Source organism: Shewanella sp. GD04112, from assembly GCF_029835735.1.
In the GTDB taxonomy this organism is placed as follows: domain Bacteria; phylum Pseudomonadota; class Gammaproteobacteria; order Enterobacterales; family Shewanellaceae; genus Shewanella.
Genome location: NZ_JAOEAL010000001.1, coordinates 2,702,922 through 2,721,367 on the forward strand (window position 1 = coordinate 2,702,922; position 18,446 = coordinate 2,721,367).

The window sequence follows — 18,446 nt, forward strand, 5'->3', positions numbered from 1 at the left end:
CAATAGGTTAGCATCAGTGAATAGCGGTATTCTTTTGCTGTGGATGGATAAAACCGTGCGAACTCGTGCCATGACTCTGTTACAATGCCAACGTTTGAATGTCCTCTGCGACTTACGTTGATATGTGTGGAGCCTATGTCTAAAACGCCAACCTATTCGCCTGCCAATACTGTGGTCGTACTCGATTTTGAAACTTCTGGGCTTTCACCCAATCAAGGAGCACGTGCCATTGAAATTGGCGCAGTATTAATTGAGCAAGGGCAAATTACCGCGCGCTTTTCTGAGTTAATGAATCCGGGGTTTCGGATAAACAGTTTTATTGAAGATTACACAGGGATCAGCAATCAGATGCTCGCCCATGCGGCGCCCTGTGCAGAAGTCATGGCCCGCTTTGCTGAGTTTATCGGTAAACATCACTTAGTTGCCCACAATGCCACCTTCGATCAACGCTTTCTCGATGCCGAATTTTCCCAGATAGGCCATCAATATCCCGGCCAATTTGGTTGTTCGTTACTGCTGGCAAGGCGCTTATATCCTGAGGCCATTAATCATCAACTCGCGACCTTAGTTCGCCATAAACAGCTACCGACTAACGGAACTTATCACCGCGCCTTGGCAGATGCGGAAATGACCGGACATTTATGGCTGCGCATGCTGGCTGATCTTAAACAAGGGTATGCGATCACTGAGCCGCCCTTTAGCCTGATGCAGAAAATTATGGCTAAGACAAAGGCCGAGGTGCCTAAGTTTTTACGCCAATACGCCAGAGGTTAGCCCTATTTTGGTCCTCCATCAGGCAAAATGAGTATCGCGCATCAATAAAAAAGCCGAGTGTTATCAATCATTCGGCTTAATGATTCAATCAAAATAGATGCGACTTAAGCAAGCGCAAGCGGCGTACAGTCAATCCCGCAGGAGCTACGTACCACTAATGTCGTTGGGATCAACTGCGGGCTCACCGCTTGACCACGAATAAGCTTAAGTAGACTTTCCACTAAAATCTCCCCCGCTAACTGGGTATTTTGCTTAATGGTGGTTAGCGGCGGATTGGCAAAGCTTGCCACGGGAATATCATCGTACCCGACGACTGCGACTTGCTCGGGCACTAAAATCCCCTTCTCTTTTAAGGCGCGGATCGCACCTATGGCGATTAAATCACTGGCGGCAAAAATCGCGTCGAAATTCAATCCTTTATCGAGCAACTCCAAAGTAGCATAGTAACCCGCCCCCTCAGTGCTAATCGCCGAAATCTGCCGACGAGGATCGACTGTCAGCCCGGCGGTTTGCAATGCTTTGACATGGCCTAAATATCTGTCCCTAAATTCAGGGCAATGACTCGATGCCCCGCCTAGGAATGCAAAATCCTTACGACCGAGGGAAATTAAATGCTCAGTGGCAATTAAGCCGCCTTGGTGATTATCGCAGCCGATGGATAACACGGATTTATTGTTATGCTCGGCGCCCCAAATCACAAAATGGGTGTTCTGTGCCAGCAACTTTTCGAGCTTTTGCTCGTAATCCATGTAGTCGCCGTACCCCAACAAGATAATGCCATCGGCTTTATTGCTATCTTCATAATCGGCATGCCAATCACTGGAAAGCTGTTGAAATGACACGAGTAAATCATAACCTTGCTGCGCCGTTGCCCGCGTGATTGAGCCTAACATCGACAGAAAAAAGGGATTGATCAGTGAATCATCATTGGTGGGATCTTCACACAACAACAGGGCTAAGGTGTGGCTATTTTGGGTGCGTAGATTACTGGCGTTTTTATCGACTTTGTAGTTGAGTTCTTTCGCAATCGCTTGGATCCGTTGACGGGTTTCTAAATTGACTAACGGACTATTTCTCAGGGCTCGGGAAACCGTAGACTGGGATACACCAGCACGATAAGCAATATCAATCGAGGTCGCTTTCGATGCCATAGCAAGGTCACCATAATTATTATTTTGAGGCGATACTAAAACAGTTCGAATGACTTGTATAGCCGAAGGGTTTACAACTGACTAACAAGTTAGCAGGGATGAAAACCTTGATGAAAATGGCTGCAAAGCTTGTACAACAAACGCCCTCACCCATGCTAACAAAGCAGTGTCGATACAACTAAGGCTTATACCGACACCCAACAGCGCTAAACAAAAGTTAAATTCCTAACTCATCGAGCAAATCATCGGCATTCGTACTGGCGATGGCGGGTTTATCCGTCATACGGCTCCAGGGTGATGCGGTATCTGGGTGCGAAGACGCATTAGCGCCAAGACCATGTTGTTCGAGCAAGCTGTCAGGGTCGAACTCTTCGTCGTATTCAAACTCATCGAGTTTTATAAACTCGGTCTTATCCATGGCAAATTCGAGGTAGAAAATATGATTATTTTCAGTTTTAAAGGACACGCGTCTTGCGACAGCATCGTCTAAGTTTGCATCGATAGAAATCGTCAACTCTTTGTTTATGGTTAACATTTTAGGCTGACTTTGGCTGATAGAGGTTTGCAGTTCCTTGGAAACCTTATTAATAAAGTCGCCCAAGATTTGGTTCATCAACTCGCCCATCACGTTCCCCACTTCATCGGACGTGTGGGAAAAGGCGAGCTCTTCCTCTGGCATGCCCATATTGAGCATATAGCGGCGATAGATTTCGATGGCCGCTGGGGCTGAAAAGTTGATTACCACTAACCCTGAAAAGCCGCCATCAAAAATCGAAAAACAGCCTAGGTCGGGTTTTAAGCGGGTGCGAGTAATGCTTTGCACCATGCCCGCGTGGCTCACATGGCTGGCACTGGTGCTCGATAACACATGGGCGACCGAGTGGCATAACTTCAGTAAAATATCATCCGAAGTCACAATAGTGTTTGTTGTCATAATCCATTCTCAAACTAAACCGATGATTAATCTTGCGCGTAAAAGCATAAAAAATCAAAACCAAAACAATTAATTAGCAGTCTGGCTCTGAAATATTAAGTATATCTAAAGGCTAACTACTTGAATTTCATAAAATACGCGATTCAGTCTAACGTCTTATTCGCCTTGGTGATACACGAATTAGCGATAAAAGCATCAATCAGTCACAGTGCTAAACAATATTCTGCTTAAGATCAAAGAATCCCAATATTCTTAACGTCTTTACACGAAATAAACTCAAGTTTGATTCATTTGATACCGATTCGAAGGTATATTGGACACCATTCTTTTTGCGCCTAAAGGACCCCACATGATCACATTCTTGCGCCGATTCACTATTCTCCAACGACTGATGATGATGTTAGTGATGGCGGCTATAGGTACTGTGTGTTTTGCGAGTTTTTCCATTAAAGAGCAATACAGCAATCTTATTGAGCAAAAGTGGCAACAGATTGATGGCCAGCTCGGCAGCCTCCTCAGTGTAATCGATATTCATCGCCAAGATGCCCTAAGCGGCAAGCTGTCAGAAGCAGAAGCGCAACAAGCGGCGGCAAACCTGATTGACCAAACCCGTTACGCCGGTGTCGGCTACTTTATTGTGATCGATGATAATAATCAGATCCTCGCCCATGGCGAACGCAGCGATCTTATTGGCACATCGGCGCTCAATTTTAAGCTGCAAAATGGCACGAATCCCCTTGCCACTATGTTGCCGCTAGCCCGCCAAAACGGCAAAACCATGCTCGAATATCCAATTGCAAATCCCGTGTCGAAGAACATTGAAGATAAGCTGGTCGAAGCCCGTTATTATCCTGAATGGGGCTGGACGCTCATCACTGGTGCTTACTTAAGCGATGTGAAACAAAGTCTTAAAGCCGTGATCATCGATTATCTGATTATCATGTTTTTAATTTCTGTACCGATTTTCGCGTTTTTCCTGGTGCTGAATCACTCCATTACCTCACCGTTAAACGACGCTATCGATGCGCTTGAGGATATCGCCCAAGGCGAAGGCGACCTTAGCCAGCGTTTAAGCACCCAAGGCAAGGATGAAGTGGCGCACCTTGCCCACGCCTTTAACCTGTTTGCCCAGAAAATTGGCGACATGGTGGGTCATTTACAGCCATTGGGCCAGTCCCTCGACAATGATGCCAAGCAGTTAATGCTGGCCGTTGAAGAGTCGAACCAAAGCGCAGAGCATATCCACCGTGAAACCGGTAGCGTAGCCACCGCCGTGAATCAAATGCTTTCAACCACCCATGAGATGGCGAGCAACACCCAGCAGGCTGCCGATGCAGCCAACAGTGTGAAGAATCAGGCGCAGCAAAGCCAAGCGGTAATCGATGATACGGTGCGTGATACCGAAAAACTGGTGCAAGAGCTAAGGGCATCAGAAGTGATCACCCAAAAACTCGGACAATCCTCGGCGCAAATTGGCAGTATCCTCGATGTCATTCGCTCTATTGCCGAACAAACGAACCTGTTAGCTCTCAATGCAGCCATCGAAGCCGCCCGCGCGGGGAGCCATGGCCGCGGGTTTGCCGTGGTCGCCGATGAAGTGCGCGCACTGGCCAATCGCACCCAAGACTCTACCAACGAGATCCAAAAAATCATCTCGGATATTCAAATGGGCGTGAACTCTGTAATGAAGAGTAATAGCCAAACACAGACTCAATCCGATGAATTACAAGCCAAAGCCCGCGAAGCGGGTAATGCCATGGCGGCGATTTTGCAGCTTATCGCCCATATCAGCGATATGAACACCCAGCTCGCGAGTGCGACCGAGGAGCAGTCGCTGGTGACGGAGGAAATCAACCGCAATATCTGTAATATTTCGGAATTAACCGAAGTCTCAGTCAAAGCTAACGAAGGTAACAGCCGCGCGGCACAGTCATTGCAGGATATCAGCCAAGATATGTCTCATACCTTAGGCCAATTCAAAATCTAGTTCGCAGGACGAGATAAGCAACCGCCATAAAAGAGGACGTATTAGAACGTCCTCTTTTAGTTTAAAATACTTCACTCAACTAGGTTAGATGCAATCTAGACGGGTATCCATGCTATAAACTAGGATATGACTTTACCCTATTGCCGATTGAGGAACGTCCATGCGCATGACCTTAGCCGTTCACCTGCGGCAGTATACCATCCATAGTTTTAGTCCTAATGCTCAATTACCTAGCGAAGTCTTTGCCGAAGAAGTGTACTTTATCGGCCGAACCGAGGAAGGGCTGACAGTCGTGGTATCGAGTGAACTTGAGCTCGACAGTTTAGAGCAAGAACCCCATTGGTGCTGTTTTGAAGTCTTAGGCCCGCTGGGATTTTCGATGACAGGCATTTTATCGAAAATATCCGGTACCTTAGCCGATGTGCAGATCAGTATTTTTGCCCTTTCCACCTTCGATACCGACTATATTTTGGTCAAGAAAAATTGCCTCCAAAGCGCCGTTGCCGCCTTAAAAAAGGCGGGTTACAAGATTATTGAGTCGAACGAAGCGCCATAATATTGCTAAAGAGTTAAACCACTATGTACGAAAAATCTGTCACTATCACCGCAAAACATGGTATTCATACCCGCCCAGCCGCCCTGTTAGTGAAAGAAGCGAAAACCTTCAACTGCGATGTGCTAGTTGAATGCAATGGCAAACAGGCCAGTGCCAAAAGCTTATTTAAATTGCAAACATTAGGCCTGTATCATGGCGTCACCGTCAAAGTGTTTGCCGAAGGTGAGCAGGCACAGGAAGCGGTCGAGAAAGTCTCGGAACTGCTCATCACTTTAAGTTAAACGGCATCTTAGCCAGCTTGATAGGAACGAATATGTCGATTACGGGGATCATAGTGTCATCGGGGATTGCCTTCGGACAGGCGCTCCACCTTACCCAGGCCGAACACCACCTCGATTATCGCCCTATTCCCCTATCACGGATCCCGCAGCAACAGAGTAAATTTGTTAAAGCCCTACAGGCACTGCAGCAACAACTCAGCCACAGCCAAACTAAGCTCGACCCACAAAGCGAAAACTATCAGTTAATTGAAGCCGATTTGTTACTGCTTGAGGACGAAGAGCTTATCGACCAAGTGAAGGAAGCGATCCGCACCCTGCAGTTATCTGCCAGTGTAGCGGTTGAGCGGATCTTCGCCCATCAGGCGAATGAGCTTGAATCCTTAGACGATCCCTATCTTGCCAATCGTGCCCAAGATGTACGATGCCTAGGCCAGCGATTAGTCACGGCTATTAACGGTCGCTTAGATCAAGGCTTAGCCCAGTTAACTGAGCCGACGATCCTCCTGGCGCAAGATCTCACTCCCGCCGAATTTGCGTTATTACCTAAAGAGCAGCTCAGCGGCATAGTACTTAAAACCGGCGGCTTAACCAGCCATACGGCGATTTTAGCCCGCGCGGCGGGGATCCCCGCTATTCTTAGCTGCCAGTTCGATGCCGAGTTTATTCCCAATGGCACACCACTGGTGCTCGATGCCCTCAGTGGTGAGCTTTTTGTTAACCCAGCACCCGAGCTACAGGCACGCTTAACCGTCACATTGCACCATGAGCAAGCCAGACGCGCCGCCCTGCAAGCGTACCGAGATGTGCCCGCCAAGACCCAAGATGGCCACCTCGTAGGCCTGATGGCCAACGTGGGCAACTTGAACGATATCACCCATGTTGGCGATGTGGGTGCCGATGGTATTGGTCTGTTTCGCACCGAGTTTATGCTGATGCACACCAGTACACTGCCGGATGAAAAAGCGCAATACAATCTATACTGCGAAGCCTTGCATGCGTTAGGTGGTAAAACCTTTACGATCAGAACCTTAGATATTGGTGCCGATAAAGAGCTGCCCTGCCTCTGCCAGGAGGTCGAGGACAATCCCGCCCTTGGGCTACGCGGAGTTAGATATACCTTGGCGCATCCTGAGTTGTTTAAGACCCAGCTTAGGGCGATTTTGCGAGCAGCCAACCATGGCCCCATTCGACTCATGTTTCCCATGGTGAATCAGGTTGAAGAACTCGATCAGATTTTTGCCCTCATCGCCGAATGCCAAGACGCCCTCGAAGAGGAAGAAAAAGGCTTCGGCGAACTCAGTTACGGCATAGTGGTTGAAACCCCCGCCGCCGTGATGAATCTTGCTTCTATGCTGCCAAGATTAGATTTTGTGAGCATAGGCACCAATGACTTAACCCAATATGCCATGGCGGCGGATCGCACAAATCCACAACTGACACGGGATTATCCTTCCCTGTCACCGGCGATTTTAGGGCTCATCAAGATGACCGTCGACCAAGCCAAAGCCGCTGGAGTCAAAGTGTCACTCTGTGGCGAACTTGCCAGCTCGCCGCTGATGGTCCCGCTCCTTATCGGTATGGGACTCGATGAACTCAGCGTAAACTTAAGCGCATTGCTGGAGGTAAAGGCCGCCGTTTGCCAAGGGCAATTGACGAAATTTTCTGCGTTAGCGCACACCGCCATGCAACAGAATAGAATTTCAGAACTACAGCAGTGTATAACAAGCTATAAATAATACATTTTATTGGTTATGCTGCTTTACAGACTAAAAAGATAACAACAAAAACAAGCGAAGGGGCACAGGATAATGGGATTTTTAAGCCGAATAAGGCGATTGGTATCAGGGCAACCACAACTGGCTGGCGGCATTATGGTTTACGCCCCAGTGAACGGAGAAATTGTGGCCATTGAAAAGGTCCCCGATGTGGTATTTGCAGAGAAAATTGTGGGTGATGGTATCGCCATCGCCCCCAAGGGAGACACGATTGTCGCCCCAATCGATGGCACCATAGGTAAAATTTTTGAGACTAATCATGCTTTTAGTATTGAGTCGCCACAGGGATTAGAGCTTTTCGTGCACTTTGGCGTTGGTACCGTTGAGCTAAGGGGGCGAGGTTTTAGCCGTTTAGCGGAGGAAGGCCAAGAGGTCAAAGTGGGCGATCCTATTCTGTCTTTTGATATTGATTACCTAAAAGATCAAGTAGATAGCCTACTCACTCCCGTTGTGCTGGCCAATATGGAAGATGTGAAATACTTAGATAAGGCCCAAGGTAGCGTCACCGCAGGTAAAGACGCGATTTTTACTGTTCAGCTTTAACCGTTAATCGCTTTACCGCCCGCTTACGAACGATCACTGGCAGAGCCCCTTGCCTGCCAGTCGCTCTCCCAAACAACGCACAGCTCTCCACCACTGACATCAGGGTTTGCTCAACTGTTTTCGCCAGCGCCGATTCGCGGCATCAATAAGCCGTGATCAGGATAGACTCGTCATCTTCTGTCAGCGGTAATTGCCCCAGTTGCATCAGCTTACCTCTTAACTCAGCAAGTTCTGCAGTAAAAAGCGTCGCACTTGCTTGGTTTAAGTTATGCGTCTCGGCGGCGGGAAATGCATCCTTCACAATCCGCAGCGCGGCAATGTCTTTATAGGGGATGGTCTTGCGGACAAACACAAAATCTCGAGAATCAATCTGGCTAATCACTCGATAAGCGGCTTCATAATCCAGCGAAAAATCAGCATCTCCCACTAAGCGCAGTTGCAGATAAACCCGATGCGCGGCCAAGATACTCAAACATTCTCGCCACTTAGTATTATTCATCTTCATCCTTGAAACACTCTCCTGCTGGCAGCACTTTGGATTGGTAATCGTCTTTGTAGTGCCCGACACTCAAGCTCAATCCCGTGTAAAAAATTAACCTTTAGCAGATTGACGAGTGAGCGGACGCTCCTCAAGATGTGCCACGATAAACACCAAAAACCGAAACAGTGATTTAATTTTAAGATCATAACTGTTATCGGGTTTTGCCGATGCGAGCTTTTGTAAAGATTTGATTTTTGAGTAGGCATTCTCCACCAACTCGGCATTCTCTTTACCCACATATTTAGCAAACTCGGCAAATTCACCGATAAATTTCAGTGTCACTTTACGACGATTCAGGCTGGTCAGCGCTAAACCCTCTTTGATTTTTGCCTCAAAGAGAGTGCACTCAAGCCCTTGAATTATCGCCTGTTGCGGTAAACCACTGCTCAAGGCATCGGCGAGAAAGCCTAAATTAGCCTTTAATTCGAAGCTGATGGCCTGCTTACCCGCCGTAGATTGCTGCCAGCGGCTGCGCTCTTTATCAAAAATGTCGTATAACTCTTTCCAAATACTCATGCCCTGTCCCTGCTGCAAGATGTCTGGCATTGCGGTTCTTTGCCGAGACATGATTTTATTAAGGCAAATTTATCATAGGGTTAAAAATGCTAACACTGTTACTAGGGCGTGTTGACGTTTCCGGGTTGTTTTTACAGCAATTTGGCTGACTTTTATGCAAGGCAACGTCCGTGCAGTGTAGTTATTCTACATAAACGGACGATAACGCAGCAGAAACGTCAGCCAAATGCTGCCCGAAGGGTTCGTCTGGCAAGCCCTTGCTCTTACTTTCTGTCATAAGAGCCGCTCGTCATTTGAGTAGAATAACTACACTTCATTCCTCGTTTCGCAAGCACGTGCTTGCCAGAACGAACAAAATCTAATCTCGAAACGTCAACACGCCCTAAGACATTTAGTAAAAAAATGGCCCGAACATGTCGGGCCATAGTGGTCATAGTCGAAAACGTACGCGCTCAAGAGATAGGTAAAAACCTTATTACTTACCTTATTGCTTAGCTTTGTTCTTTTCGGCCGATTGCTGGCGCAGCGCTTCTTTCTTTTGACGGCGAGCTTCAATCACTTGATTCACATCGCTACCAATATGGGCTTCGTTACGTGATTTCGCTAAGTTCACTTGGCGCTCACGTTCAACGAAACGCTTACGCTGCTCGTCCGAAATCTTATCGATACAATGTGGGCAGCTAACGCCTTGCACATAGGCAGGGCTTAATTTTTCGGCTTCAGTGATCGGCATACGACAAGCATTACATTGATCGTATTGGCCTTTCTTTAAATCATGGTCAACGGCGACGCGGTTATCGAAGACGAAACATTCGCCTTCCCACAGGCTTTCCTCCTGTTTCACCTCTTCGAGGTACTTAAGGATGCCACCTTCGAGGTGATAGACTTCTTCGAAGCCCTGCTCTTTTAAATAAGCGGTTGATTTTTCGCAGCGGATACCGCCAGTACAGAACATCGCCACTTTCTTATGCTTAGCAGGATCGAGATTCTGCTTCACATACTCAGGGAATTCTCTGAAGGTTTCGGTCACTGGGTTAATGGCATTTTTAAAGGTGCCAATTTGCACTTCGTAGTCGTTACGGGTATCCACTAGAATGACTTCTGGATCGGAAATCAGCGCATTCCAGTCCTGTGGCTTAACATAAGTACCCACCACTTTAAGCGGATCGATACCTTCAACGCCCATAGTGACGATTTCTTTTTTCAGCTTCACCTTAGTGCGGTAGAAAGGCATTTCATCGTCAAAGGATAACTTGTAAACGATGTTTTCGAGGCCATTTTGGTTATTCAACCAAGCCAGCAGTGCATCGATGGCGGCTTGAGAGCCGGCCACAGTGCCATTGATCCCTTCGTTTGCCAGCAATAATGTGCCTTTAATATCGGCCTGTTCCATCATGGACAGGAGTGGCTCACGCAGCGACTCAAAATGCGGTAATGAAACAAACTTATATAAAGCACAAACAACAACGTTAGACATAACACCCTCAACTGCTGGCTGGAGCTTAATTTCCAGTGCATTAACTAATAACCAACCTAAGCCTAGGCCGGGTCGCAAAAATCGGCCGAAATTCTACCTGAGTCACAGTCAGATAAACACAGACAAAAACCAAGGTCATTGTTTATTTACAAGCCAAACGGTGGAAAAATCAGTAATAAACGCAGTATTTCTGTTTTAAAGTCACTACTATTGCCGACTTTTAAGCCGCAGCAGTGGCAAATTGCTTTTATGATTGCTTTAAGGAACACAACTATGCCCTTACCCATACTCTACAGTTTTCGCCGTTGTCCTTATGCCATGCGCGCTCGCCTTGGCCTATTGCTCGGCCAATGCCAGGTAGAAGTGCGGGAAATCACCCTTAAAGCAAAACCCACAGCAATGTTAGCCATCTCCCCCAAGGGCACAGTGCCGGTATTACAGCTCCCTACAGGTGAGGTGATTGCCGAGAGCTTAGAGATTATGCGCTGGGCACTGACAAATACTCATTCACAAGCCACACAGCCGTTACTCGGAGAAACCGCGTCAGCGCAAAACTTGATTACTGCACTTATCGCGCAGAATGATGTTGAATTTAAACCTTGGCTGGATAAGTACAAATATGCCGACCGTTATCCTGAATACACCCAGGCGGATTATTTTGCCAAGGCCAGCACTTTTCTTGAACGACTCGAAGCACAGCTTCAGCAACATCCTTATCTAATCGGAGCCACGTTAAGCCTTGCTGATTACGCTATTGTGCCTTTTATCCGCCAATTTACGGCGGTGGATAGCAAACGGGATCTGACAGTTGCGTTTCCACGCCTAATGAACTGGTTAACGACACTAACCAGCAGTGAGATATTTCTACAAGCAATGGAAAAATATGTGATCTGGCAGGCTGGCAATCCGCCGACTTACTTGTTAGGAACGTCTATAAGTGAATAAGAATTAACGTTTATTTTTGATATACATAATAGCAATCGGTAAAATGTTCGAGTAAAGTACGTAGCACTTAGGTAAAGTAACTTAATCGTTTTTAACATTTTATGCTAAATCATCACGATGAATGACAGGGATCAGGTACTTGGAAAATACGGATATTAAGATCATTGCGATGCTCATAGGGCTAACCCTACTACATTGCGTCTTTGCGCGTAGGGTATTTAAGAGTCAAGCTAACCTTAGCACCAATAAAAAATGCCTCTGGTGTCTACTGAGTTTATTTTTAGGACCCATAGGCTACTATGCCTACCACGGATTAATCCCCTTAGATAAACTGCCAAATGACTAAGTTAATTTAAGCTCACCGATGTTTTCTAAGGGTGTTGAATGAGCCATAAAAAAGCGCGAACAATATCGCGCTTTTTTATTAGGTTTGCTTCTATAAATGACTGTGCAATAACACATCATCCTCGGGATCTTTTTTGATCACTGGCGCCTGCCCCTCGGCTAACGCTTGTTTGTAACTTTGGTTCATTTTCAGCGCCAGATATAAATCGGGTCTGATCAAGATACCGCCTTCACCGGACTGCATTCCCGCTTGTTCAAACCAGCCGAGCATCTGTCGTTTACGACCGGCTAAAACTAAGCGTATGCCGCGCTTCTTCAGTAGTTGATGTAAATCCGCAAGCATGGCCATCACACTCAAATCTAAGTGAGTAAAACACGGCACAGCATCGATGATAATGCAATCAACGGGCTCTGGCTCGCGGATAAACTTCTCCAGTAGGCGGCGCTTAAAGTAAGTGGCGTTGAAGTAGGTTAACGGCGAGTTGAAACGGTAGATAAACACGCCTGGTACAGATTTGGCTTTGCCAGAATCATCCACACTGCGAATCACCCCTTTTTGGTCCAGCCCGAGGACTTGGTCGGTTGGGCGCATCACTGTTGCTAAAAATTGGAATAAGCCCAGCAGTACCGCCAAGGTAATGCCAGGAATAACCCCAATAAACAGCACCGAAAACAACGTTGTACAGGCGAGTAAAAAGGCGGAGCGATCCCGCACGCGCAGGTTCCACAACGCCTTTAAATCAATCAAGGAAATCGAAGCAATCACCAATACCACGCCGAGCGCGGAACTGGGGATATATTTCAGTGGTGCGGTAAAAAATAGCGTGACTAATGCAATTAATACCGCTGCGATGATGGACACCAACTGACTCTTACCGCCGTTTGCATCGTTAACCGCAGTGCGCGAATCGGCGCCACTGACGGCAAAACCCTGAGATAAAGCCGAAGCGATATTGGCAATCCCTAGGGCGCGAAACTCTTTATCCGCATCGATATCGTAGCCATTTTTTGCCGCAAAACTGCGCGCCGTCAGCATCATGCTCACAAAGCTCACCATGGCTAAGTTGAGTGCGGGCACCACCAGTTCACGGGCAATACCGATATCGAACACAGGCGCTTGGAACGATGGCAAGCCAGCGCTCACCTCACCCACCACATTGATATCTAAGCTGGTTAAGTTAAAGGCCCAGACTAAAAACGCCGCCATAGCCATCGCACACATAGAGGCTGGCCACTGTGGACGATATCGTTTCACTAAGGCATAGGTTGCTAAGGTCACCACACCCATCAGCAAGGTAGGCCAGTGGGTTCGAGTTAAATAGGAAGGCGCACCGGATAAACGCTCAATCAAATAACGTTCATCGAAGGTAAAACCAAAAATTTTCGAGAATTGGCCAACGATAATGGTGATCGCCACACCATTGAGTAGCCCCATTAGGATAGGTTTGGAGAGAAAGTCAGCTAATACCCCAAGGCGAAAACGGCTGGCGATTAAGCACCAAAAGCCGGTCATCGCCGTCATGGTCATCACCAATTGCCAGTGCTTCATGCTATCGCCTGCTGCAAGCGGCGTCACCACTGCGGCAATCACGGCGCAGGTGGCGGCATCGGGACCAACAATCAATTGTCTAGATGTGCCAAACAGTGCATATACCAACATGGGCAGCACGCAGGAGTATAAACCCACGGCGGCATTAACCCCGGTCAATTGGGCGTAGGCGATAGCAACGGGTAAAGCAACCGCCGCCACAGATAATCCCGCCCTCACATCATCCCTGAGCCATTGCTTCTCATACTGCAGCATCTGCGCCAAACCGGGCATTAACGATACTAAACTGGGAAACTTCACGCAGTAACCTCCATATACTCACTCCCAAGTTAATCACTAACTTGCGGTGGCTAAGTATAACTAAGCCTCAATGGGATCCCAAAAGGCCGTTACCTAAAAAAGCCACCAATAGTATGTTGGTTATGGCATAAAGCCAATCCTTACGCGAGTCAGTATCCCAGAATATTTAAGCTTTTAGCGCAATTAGCACTCTTTAACGCAGGATCATAGGTAAGGACACCAACAATAAACTGCCCATAAACCAGTTAAAATGACGTCGACGTTTATCCGTATTCAGCTTTTTACTGATTGCAGCGCCCACAAATACCCAAGTGAAGGACGCGGGAAATCCCACCAGATTAAACACCAGCACGCCCAATACCGCACTGAGCCAAAAGCCATCGCCCCCTAAAGTAAACGCGCTGCAAAGGGTAATGGTCGACATCCAAGATTTGGGATTAATCCACTGAAACAGCGCCGCCTCCATCACACTCATCGGCTTACGCCCTTCATCCAAATGTGCCGCCTTAACGGGAGAGGTCACTAATCGATAGGCAAGGTGCAGTAAATACACTAATGCCGCATACTTTAGCACTTGATGCAACACCGGAAACGCCTCGAACAAAGCACCAAGTCCCAGTAATACCGACAGATGCAGAGAAGTCGAGCCTAAGCGGATCCCCGCAATATGCGGAATGGTGCGCATCACCCCGAAATGGGCGCCAGAGCTGGCGAGTAAAATATTATTCGGCCCAGGAGTCATGGTCATGGTTGCACAAAAGAGTGCTGCAGAGGCCATCAAGGTCCAGAGTTGTGGGTCATTGACAAGTTGAATATCCATAAACACCTTAAATTGTACGCATACAATATTTGACAATAAACGATACAATAAATAATATAGGTAGATTAATGGAGATCAATGGATTTATTGTCATGGGTACAATTTGGACGCCAGATCTAGAGGTATTTACTGGTCCTAAATATCAACGTCTCGTCAGTGCCATTGAGCAAGGCATTTTGCGTAAAATCCTGCCCCATGGTACAAAACTCCCACCACAGCGACGTTTAGCCGATGCGTTAGGGGTGACCATAGGCACTGTCACACGGGCCTACGCCCTTGCGGAGCAGCGCGGCTATGTGGAAGCACGTATCGGTGATGGGACTTATGTCAACGCTTCTCCCGTGCCAGAGCTCAGTAACTTGCAGCTCAATATGGCGACGTGTCAGCAGCCGCTGACGGATCAAATTAGTACCCTGAGTGATTGTCTAAGCCAACTGGCTAAGGATCCTGCAAAACTGAGTCAACTCCTTGGCTATCGCGCCAGCCCCTTAGATCAGCATCAGCAGGTATTTCACCACTGGCTTTTACAACGTGGGATTGAACAGCAACCCGAGCAATTGATCTTTACCCATGGTGGCCAACAGGCCATTTTTGCCTGCCTTAATGCCTTCCTCACCAAGGGCGAGGTACTCCTGCACGAGCAGTACAGCTATCCCGGAGTGCGAATTTGCGCAAAACAATTAGGTATCAATAGCATTGGCGTGCCGTTAACCTCTGACGGGGTCGACCTCGCTAGATTCGAAGCCTTAGTGCAAATCCACCAACCTAAGCTGGTGTATTTAACCCTTAACAATCAAAACCCTACCTGCATTGAATACAGTGAGCAACAGAGAGAAAAACTGTTAACACTCGCGGAGCAGTATCAGTTTTATATCATTGAAGATGATGTGAATTATTGCCTCCCTGAAGAATGGCACCCTCCGCTGTGGCAGTTAGCACAGACGCTGAATTGCCCGAGGGTCATTTACATTTCAAGCCTGTCTAAGCTGTTTTCAGGGGGCTTAAGGCAAGGTTTTATCCTCGTGCCCGAGCCGCTCATCGCGCCATTGCGCCTCGCCATTCATAGCCAGTGCTGGATGGTTTCGCCACTCAATGTGGAGCTCGCCTGTCAACTGATCAAGCGCGGGCAAATCACCGCCAATCGCGATGCCATTGTTCGTTCGCGTCAACAGCAGTGCATGGCATTGGGCGACAGGCTGGGGTTAACTCAACGCTGGCGTGGTTTAAATGGCTGGGTTCAGTTGCCCGAAGACATTAAAGCCCATCATCTGGTGACCGCCTTAGCGGCGAAAGGTGTGCTGATCCGTAATGGGGATGACTTTAACTGCCATGATAACTTTATCCGTTTAAGTTTAGGTGGCGCCGAAAACGATACCCAATTCCAGCTTGCGCTCGAATGTATCGAATCCACCTTTAATGCCCTCAAGCAAAACGCCTATTCAGTCGTTTAACGTTGCATTTTTATCGCGAGAAAGAAGCAAAAAGAAACGCCAGAGTGATGCTCTGGCGTTTTAAACTTGGTTAATCACAAGCATTTTAGGTGTCGAGATGTAACGTTATAGCACCTTGAACACAAACTATGGCTATTGCACCTTAATCTGGTACACGCTGGTTGTGCCACTGACTTCATTGCCGATAATCAGCAGAGGTTGACCATTTGGACTCTTCTCTGTACTCACAAACTTCATGCCTTCTGGCCCTAAATCTCCCGCCAAACTGGCATCGCCTTTCACTTCGCCAGTATCTGTATCTATGCTGAAATCCGCCTCAAAATCTCGGTTTACCACATAATCAACAAAATGCACGTCAAAGGGATTGGTCACATCGTAAATCATAAAACCAGAGGTACGTTCAAGCCCGATAAAGGCATAGAGTTTCTGGCCAATTTTGCCGAGGGCTAAGGCTTCAGGCTCGGGTCCCTTATCGTCACTGCGACTATCGCCTTTGTTTTCTTCGTTGTTATTGTTGAAGTTATTGCCTAATAAGGCTGCGGTGATCCGCTCAAAATCGCTACCACTGTCAAACACCTGTTGACCATCAGCCGTCCAGATTGAGAAGGAGCGCGCGCCGAAGCTCACGATTTTGTCATAATCGCCGTCGTTATCCTCATCCCCCATACTCTTAGTCACTTTCAAACGGGCTAATTGAGTCTTATCTTTCGCGGCGGCAAATTGTGGATGATTAGGATCTAAGGTTAAGTCACCGGCGCGGGCTTCCTCCGAAAACCCAGCATAGTCGCGGGAATCCCCTTCGTTTGCGGTAACAATAAAATCAGCATTATTCCAACGGTAACTCGCTACGGTATCAGGCTGATACATGCCATATACGCCCGCATAGGCCTGAAGGTTGATCATATCGTCCTTATCACTTGCATCAATTTTATTCACATCAAGACCGTAATCCTTCAGTCCCAAAGGTAAAATCTTCGCCACTTTGGCATTGGCGATATCAATCACGGCGATGGCATTGTTCTCCTGCAAACTCACGAAGGCACGGCTGTTATCGGGACTGACACTGATATACTCAGGCTCTAAGTCCTGCGCGACAGTGGCCATAGGGCCATTGATTTTAATGTCCTTGGTGATTTCATTATAGCGAGCATTGCCCTGATTGAACTCGGTGAATGTCACTAGCGTTGCCGTCGCTGCGGGTTTACCATCCGCAATGGCGATAATGGCCACACTGCCCTCAGGATCGACACTATAGTCTTGATTTGGTTCGCCTTCGTTGGCAACGAGTACCGTTTTACCATCATGACTAAACACCACGTTATCCGGTAATGCACCAACTTCAACCGCGCTAAGATACTGCGGCGTGTCATTGCCGTTGAGTTGATAGAAAGCCACATAACCATTGGCTTGAGTCTTATTGCCCGCCGCATCGCCGCGCTCAATGGCCGCCGCTAACAAGTTACCAGAAATACTGACGCTGTTAACGCTGCCCATAAAACTTAAGCCCACATCCTTGGCGACATCCAGCTCGCCGAGCTTATCAAGATTATTCAAGGCTAATGGCGCAGTTGCCGTGGTCGCATTACCAAGTAAGTGAGCATCGATAATGTCGACTTTACCGCTTCTCGCATTAACCACAAAAATACGCTGAGAAGCACTGTGATATTCGACAATCTCAGCGGCACTCAGGCCATAAACGCCCGTTTGATGACGGCCAATCAGCTCAGCTGTGACTCCCGCAGCTTGAGGTTGGCAAATAAATTGTGTTTGCGCCGCATCGATTTCAGTTTCTTCCAACTCGCCATTACGATTCGCATCAAGCCCTGTATCGATACGTTGACCACTGGCGGGACAGTTCGCATCACCTATGGCGAGTGCGGTCACTTTAACTAATGAATTGAAGCCATTATCCCCCTGCTCACCATTGGTACCGTCATCACCATTACAGGCACCAAGGAGTATACTTGCCAGTATCGCACCGGCCAGCGGCAGTCGTTTTGTGTTCATTGCATCATTCCTGAATGTGTTGTTATTAGTCGTAGGGTTAAGCTAAAGCCCATTAAACTAATCCGCATTCAAGACGGTTAGATGACATACAGATGACACTGGAGTGACAATCTCAGTCGAATGAATGACGCTAAGGCGTGCCTGAGCACATCAATGCAATACAAGGACATAAAATCCATTTTGGTTACAATTTAAGTGTAAAGATATCGTCATCGAGATTGGCTTATTTGCCTGAGCGTTTTACTATGTTATGCCTTAATATCCTTAGACTCGATACAAAGCCGAGGACTTAAATCAACTGTGCCTATGACGGTTGAGAGACTCTTCGCCGGCCACTCATTTCTTCCCTATACTCCTCCAATGTTCATGGCGAAATTACGCTATGGTAATTGAGGCAAAATGAGTCGCCATTAGGCAAAATTGTAACCCTACAATTTCGGTTTTCGAGTGACATAACACTTAATATCGCCTTCTTTCGCCACCCGAGGTAACTG

General features: G+C 47.5%; 17 protein-coding genes. 9 read left to right on the forward strand and 8 right to left on the reverse strand.

Annotation, left to right across the window (positions count from 1 at the left end; translation table 11 throughout):
• Positions 1-135: 135 nt before the first annotated feature.
• Complete coding sequence (locus tag N7386_RS11985; RefSeq protein WP_041412652.1) at positions 136-774, forward strand: 3'-5' exonuclease; 639 nt, start codon at positions 136-138, stop codon at positions 772-774.
• 104 nt (positions 775-878) lie between these two features.
• On the opposite strand, the gene N7386_RS11990 is transcribed toward N7386_RS11985, so the two are convergent.
• Complete coding sequence (locus N7386_RS11990) at positions 879-1,925, reverse strand: LacI family DNA-binding transcriptional regulator (protein ID WP_279768675.1); 1,047 nt, start codon at positions 1,923-1,925, stop codon at positions 879-881.
• Positions 1,926-2,142: 217 nt separating this feature from the next.
• A complete protein-coding gene (locus N7386_RS11995) occupies positions 2,143-2,859 on the reverse strand; it encodes a DUF3334 family protein (protein WP_011717202.1) in 717 nt (238 codons plus the stop codon).
• Between the two features lie 349 nt (positions 2,860-3,208).
• Between N7386_RS11995 and N7386_RS12000 the strand changes: the two genes are divergently transcribed.
• The 5 genes from N7386_RS12000 to crr all read left to right on the forward strand — a co-directional run bounded on the left by N7386_RS12000 (position 3,209) and on the right by crr (position 8,001).
• Positions 3,209-4,846, forward strand: a complete 1,638-nt coding sequence (locus N7386_RS12000) for a methyl-accepting chemotaxis protein (RefSeq protein ID WP_011717203.1) — start codon at positions 3,209-3,211, stop codon at positions 4,844-4,846.
• Between the two features lie 160 nt (positions 4,847-5,006).
• The gene (locus N7386_RS12005) at positions 5,007-5,402 is read left to right on the forward strand and encodes an ACT domain-containing protein (RefSeq protein WP_011717204.1); all 396 of its coding nucleotides are present in this window, start codon (positions 5,007-5,009) and stop codon (positions 5,400-5,402) included.
• Between the two features lie 23 nt (positions 5,403-5,425).
• Positions 5,426-5,683 (forward strand): HPr family phosphocarrier protein, encoded by a 258-nt coding sequence (locus N7386_RS12010; protein ID WP_011717205.1) that lies wholly within the window; start codon positions 5,426-5,428, stop codon positions 5,681-5,683.
• 32 nt (positions 5,684-5,715) lie between these two features.
• A complete protein-coding gene (gene ptsP / locus N7386_RS12015; protein ID WP_011717206.1) occupies positions 5,716-7,419 on the forward strand; it encodes a phosphoenolpyruvate--protein phosphotransferase in 1,704 nt (567 codons plus the stop codon).
• 72 nt (positions 7,420-7,491) lie between these two features.
• A complete protein-coding gene (gene crr / locus N7386_RS12020; protein ID WP_011622534.1) occupies positions 7,492-8,001 on the forward strand; it encodes a PTS glucose transporter subunit IIA in 510 nt (169 codons plus the stop codon).
• 142 nt (positions 8,002-8,143) lie between these two features.
• On the opposite strand, the gene N7386_RS12025 is transcribed toward crr, so the two are convergent.
• From N7386_RS12025 to N7386_RS12035, 3 genes are all read right to left on the reverse strand, one after another.
• A complete protein-coding gene (locus N7386_RS12025) occupies positions 8,144-8,500 on the reverse strand; it encodes a hypothetical protein (protein WP_244096561.1) in 357 nt (118 codons plus the stop codon).
• 93 nt (positions 8,501-8,593) lie between these two features.
• Complete coding sequence (locus N7386_RS12030; protein ID WP_041413047.1) at positions 8,594-9,058, reverse strand: hypothetical protein; 465 nt, start codon at positions 9,056-9,058, stop codon at positions 8,594-8,596.
• Positions 9,059-9,542: 484 nt separating this feature from the next.
• Positions 9,543-10,535 carry a rhodanese-related sulfurtransferase gene (locus N7386_RS12035; protein WP_011717209.1) on the reverse strand — a complete coding sequence of 331 codons (993 nt, stop codon included), beginning with the start codon at positions 10,533-10,535 and terminating at the stop codon, positions 9,543-9,545.
• A gap of 273 nt (positions 10,536-10,808) precedes the next feature.
• Here N7386_RS12035 and N7386_RS12040 point away from each other — a divergent pair, with 273 nt between their 5' ends.
• Positions 10,809-11,480 carry a glutathione S-transferase gene (locus N7386_RS12040; RefSeq protein WP_011717210.1) on the forward strand — a complete coding sequence of 224 codons (672 nt, stop codon included), beginning with the start codon at positions 10,809-10,811 and terminating at the stop codon, positions 11,478-11,480.
• Positions 11,481-11,601: 121 nt separating this feature from the next.
• Positions 11,602-11,826: a hypothetical protein gene (locus N7386_RS12045; protein WP_011717211.1), complete on the forward strand. Its 225-nt coding sequence runs from the start codon at positions 11,602-11,604 to the stop codon at positions 11,824-11,826.
• 90 nt (positions 11,827-11,916) lie between these two features.
• On the opposite strand, the gene N7386_RS12050 is transcribed toward N7386_RS12045, so the two are convergent.
• Positions 11,917-13,674 (reverse strand): SulP family inorganic anion transporter, encoded by a 1,758-nt coding sequence (locus N7386_RS12050; protein WP_279768684.1) that lies wholly within the window; start codon positions 13,672-13,674, stop codon positions 11,917-11,919.
• Between the two features lie 193 nt (positions 13,675-13,867).
• Complete coding sequence (locus tag N7386_RS12055; RefSeq protein ID WP_011717213.1) at positions 13,868-14,494, reverse strand: LysE family translocator; 627 nt, start codon at positions 14,492-14,494, stop codon at positions 13,868-13,870.
• 92 nt (positions 14,495-14,586) lie between these two features.
• On the opposite strand from N7386_RS12055, the gene N7386_RS12060 reads away from it, so the two are divergent.
• Positions 14,587-15,945, forward strand: a complete 1,359-nt coding sequence (locus N7386_RS12060; protein ID WP_041413048.1) for a PLP-dependent aminotransferase family protein — start codon at positions 14,587-14,589, stop codon at positions 15,943-15,945.
• A 132-nt stretch (positions 15,946-16,077) separates the two neighbouring features.
• On the opposite strand, the gene N7386_RS12065 is transcribed toward N7386_RS12060, so the two are convergent.
• Positions 16,078-17,952 carry a choice-of-anchor I family protein gene (locus N7386_RS12065; protein WP_011717215.1) on the reverse strand — a complete coding sequence of 625 codons (1,875 nt, stop codon included), beginning with the start codon at positions 17,950-17,952 and terminating at the stop codon, positions 16,078-16,080.
• Positions 17,953-18,446: the final 494 nt, after the last annotated feature.

Excerpts from the sequence above, each read along its gene's own strand:
- N7386_RS12065 (WP_011717215.1), bottom strand. The coding sequence starts at position 17,952 with ATGAACACAAAACGACTGCCGCTGGCCGGTGCGATACTGGCAAGTATA.
- crr (WP_011622534.1), top strand. The coding sequence starts at position 7,492 with ATGGGATTTTTAAGCCGAATAAGGCGATTGGTATCAGGGCAACCACAA.
- N7386_RS12040 (WP_011717210.1), top strand. The coding sequence starts at position 10,809 with ATGCCCTTACCCATACTCTACAGTTTTCGCCGTTGTCCTTATGCCATG.
- ptsP (WP_011717206.1), top strand. The coding sequence starts at position 5,716 with ATGTCGATTACGGGGATCATAGTGTCATCGGGGATTGCCTTCGGACAG.
- N7386_RS11985 (WP_041412652.1), top strand. The coding sequence starts at position 136 with ATGTCTAAAACGCCAACCTATTCGCCTGCCAATACTGTGGTCGTACTC.
- N7386_RS11995 (WP_011717202.1), bottom strand. The coding sequence starts at position 2,859 with ATGACAACAAACACTATTGTGACTTCGGATGATATTTTACTGAAGTTA.
- N7386_RS12000 (WP_011717203.1), top strand. The coding sequence starts at position 3,209 with ATGATCACATTCTTGCGCCGATTCACTATTCTCCAACGACTGATGATG.
- N7386_RS12060 (WP_041413048.1), top strand. The coding sequence starts at position 14,587 with ATGGGTACAATTTGGACGCCAGATCTAGAGGTATTTACTGGTCCTAAA.
- N7386_RS12005 (WP_011717204.1), top strand. The coding sequence starts at position 5,007 with ATGCGCATGACCTTAGCCGTTCACCTGCGGCAGTATACCATCCATAGT.
- N7386_RS11990 (WP_279768675.1), bottom strand. The coding sequence starts at position 1,925 with ATGGCATCGAAAGCGACCTCGATTGATATTGCTTATCGTGCTGGTGTA.
- N7386_RS12025 (WP_244096561.1), bottom strand. The coding sequence starts at position 8,500 with ATGAATAATACTAAGTGGCGAGAATGTTTGAGTATCTTGGCCGCGCAT.
- N7386_RS12030 (WP_041413047.1), bottom strand. The coding sequence starts at position 9,058 with ATGAGTATTTGGAAAGAGTTATACGACATTTTTGATAAAGAGCGCAGC.
- N7386_RS12035 (WP_011717209.1), bottom strand. The coding sequence starts at position 10,535 with ATGTCTAACGTTGTTGTTTGTGCTTTATATAAGTTTGTTTCATTACCG.
- N7386_RS12045 (WP_011717211.1), top strand. The coding sequence starts at position 11,602 with ATGACAGGGATCAGGTACTTGGAAAATACGGATATTAAGATCATTGCG.
- N7386_RS12010 (WP_011717205.1), top strand. The coding sequence starts at position 5,426 with ATGTACGAAAAATCTGTCACTATCACCGCAAAACATGGTATTCATACC.
- N7386_RS12055 (WP_011717213.1), bottom strand. The coding sequence starts at position 14,494 with ATGGATATTCAACTTGTCAATGACCCACAACTCTGGACCTTGATGGCC.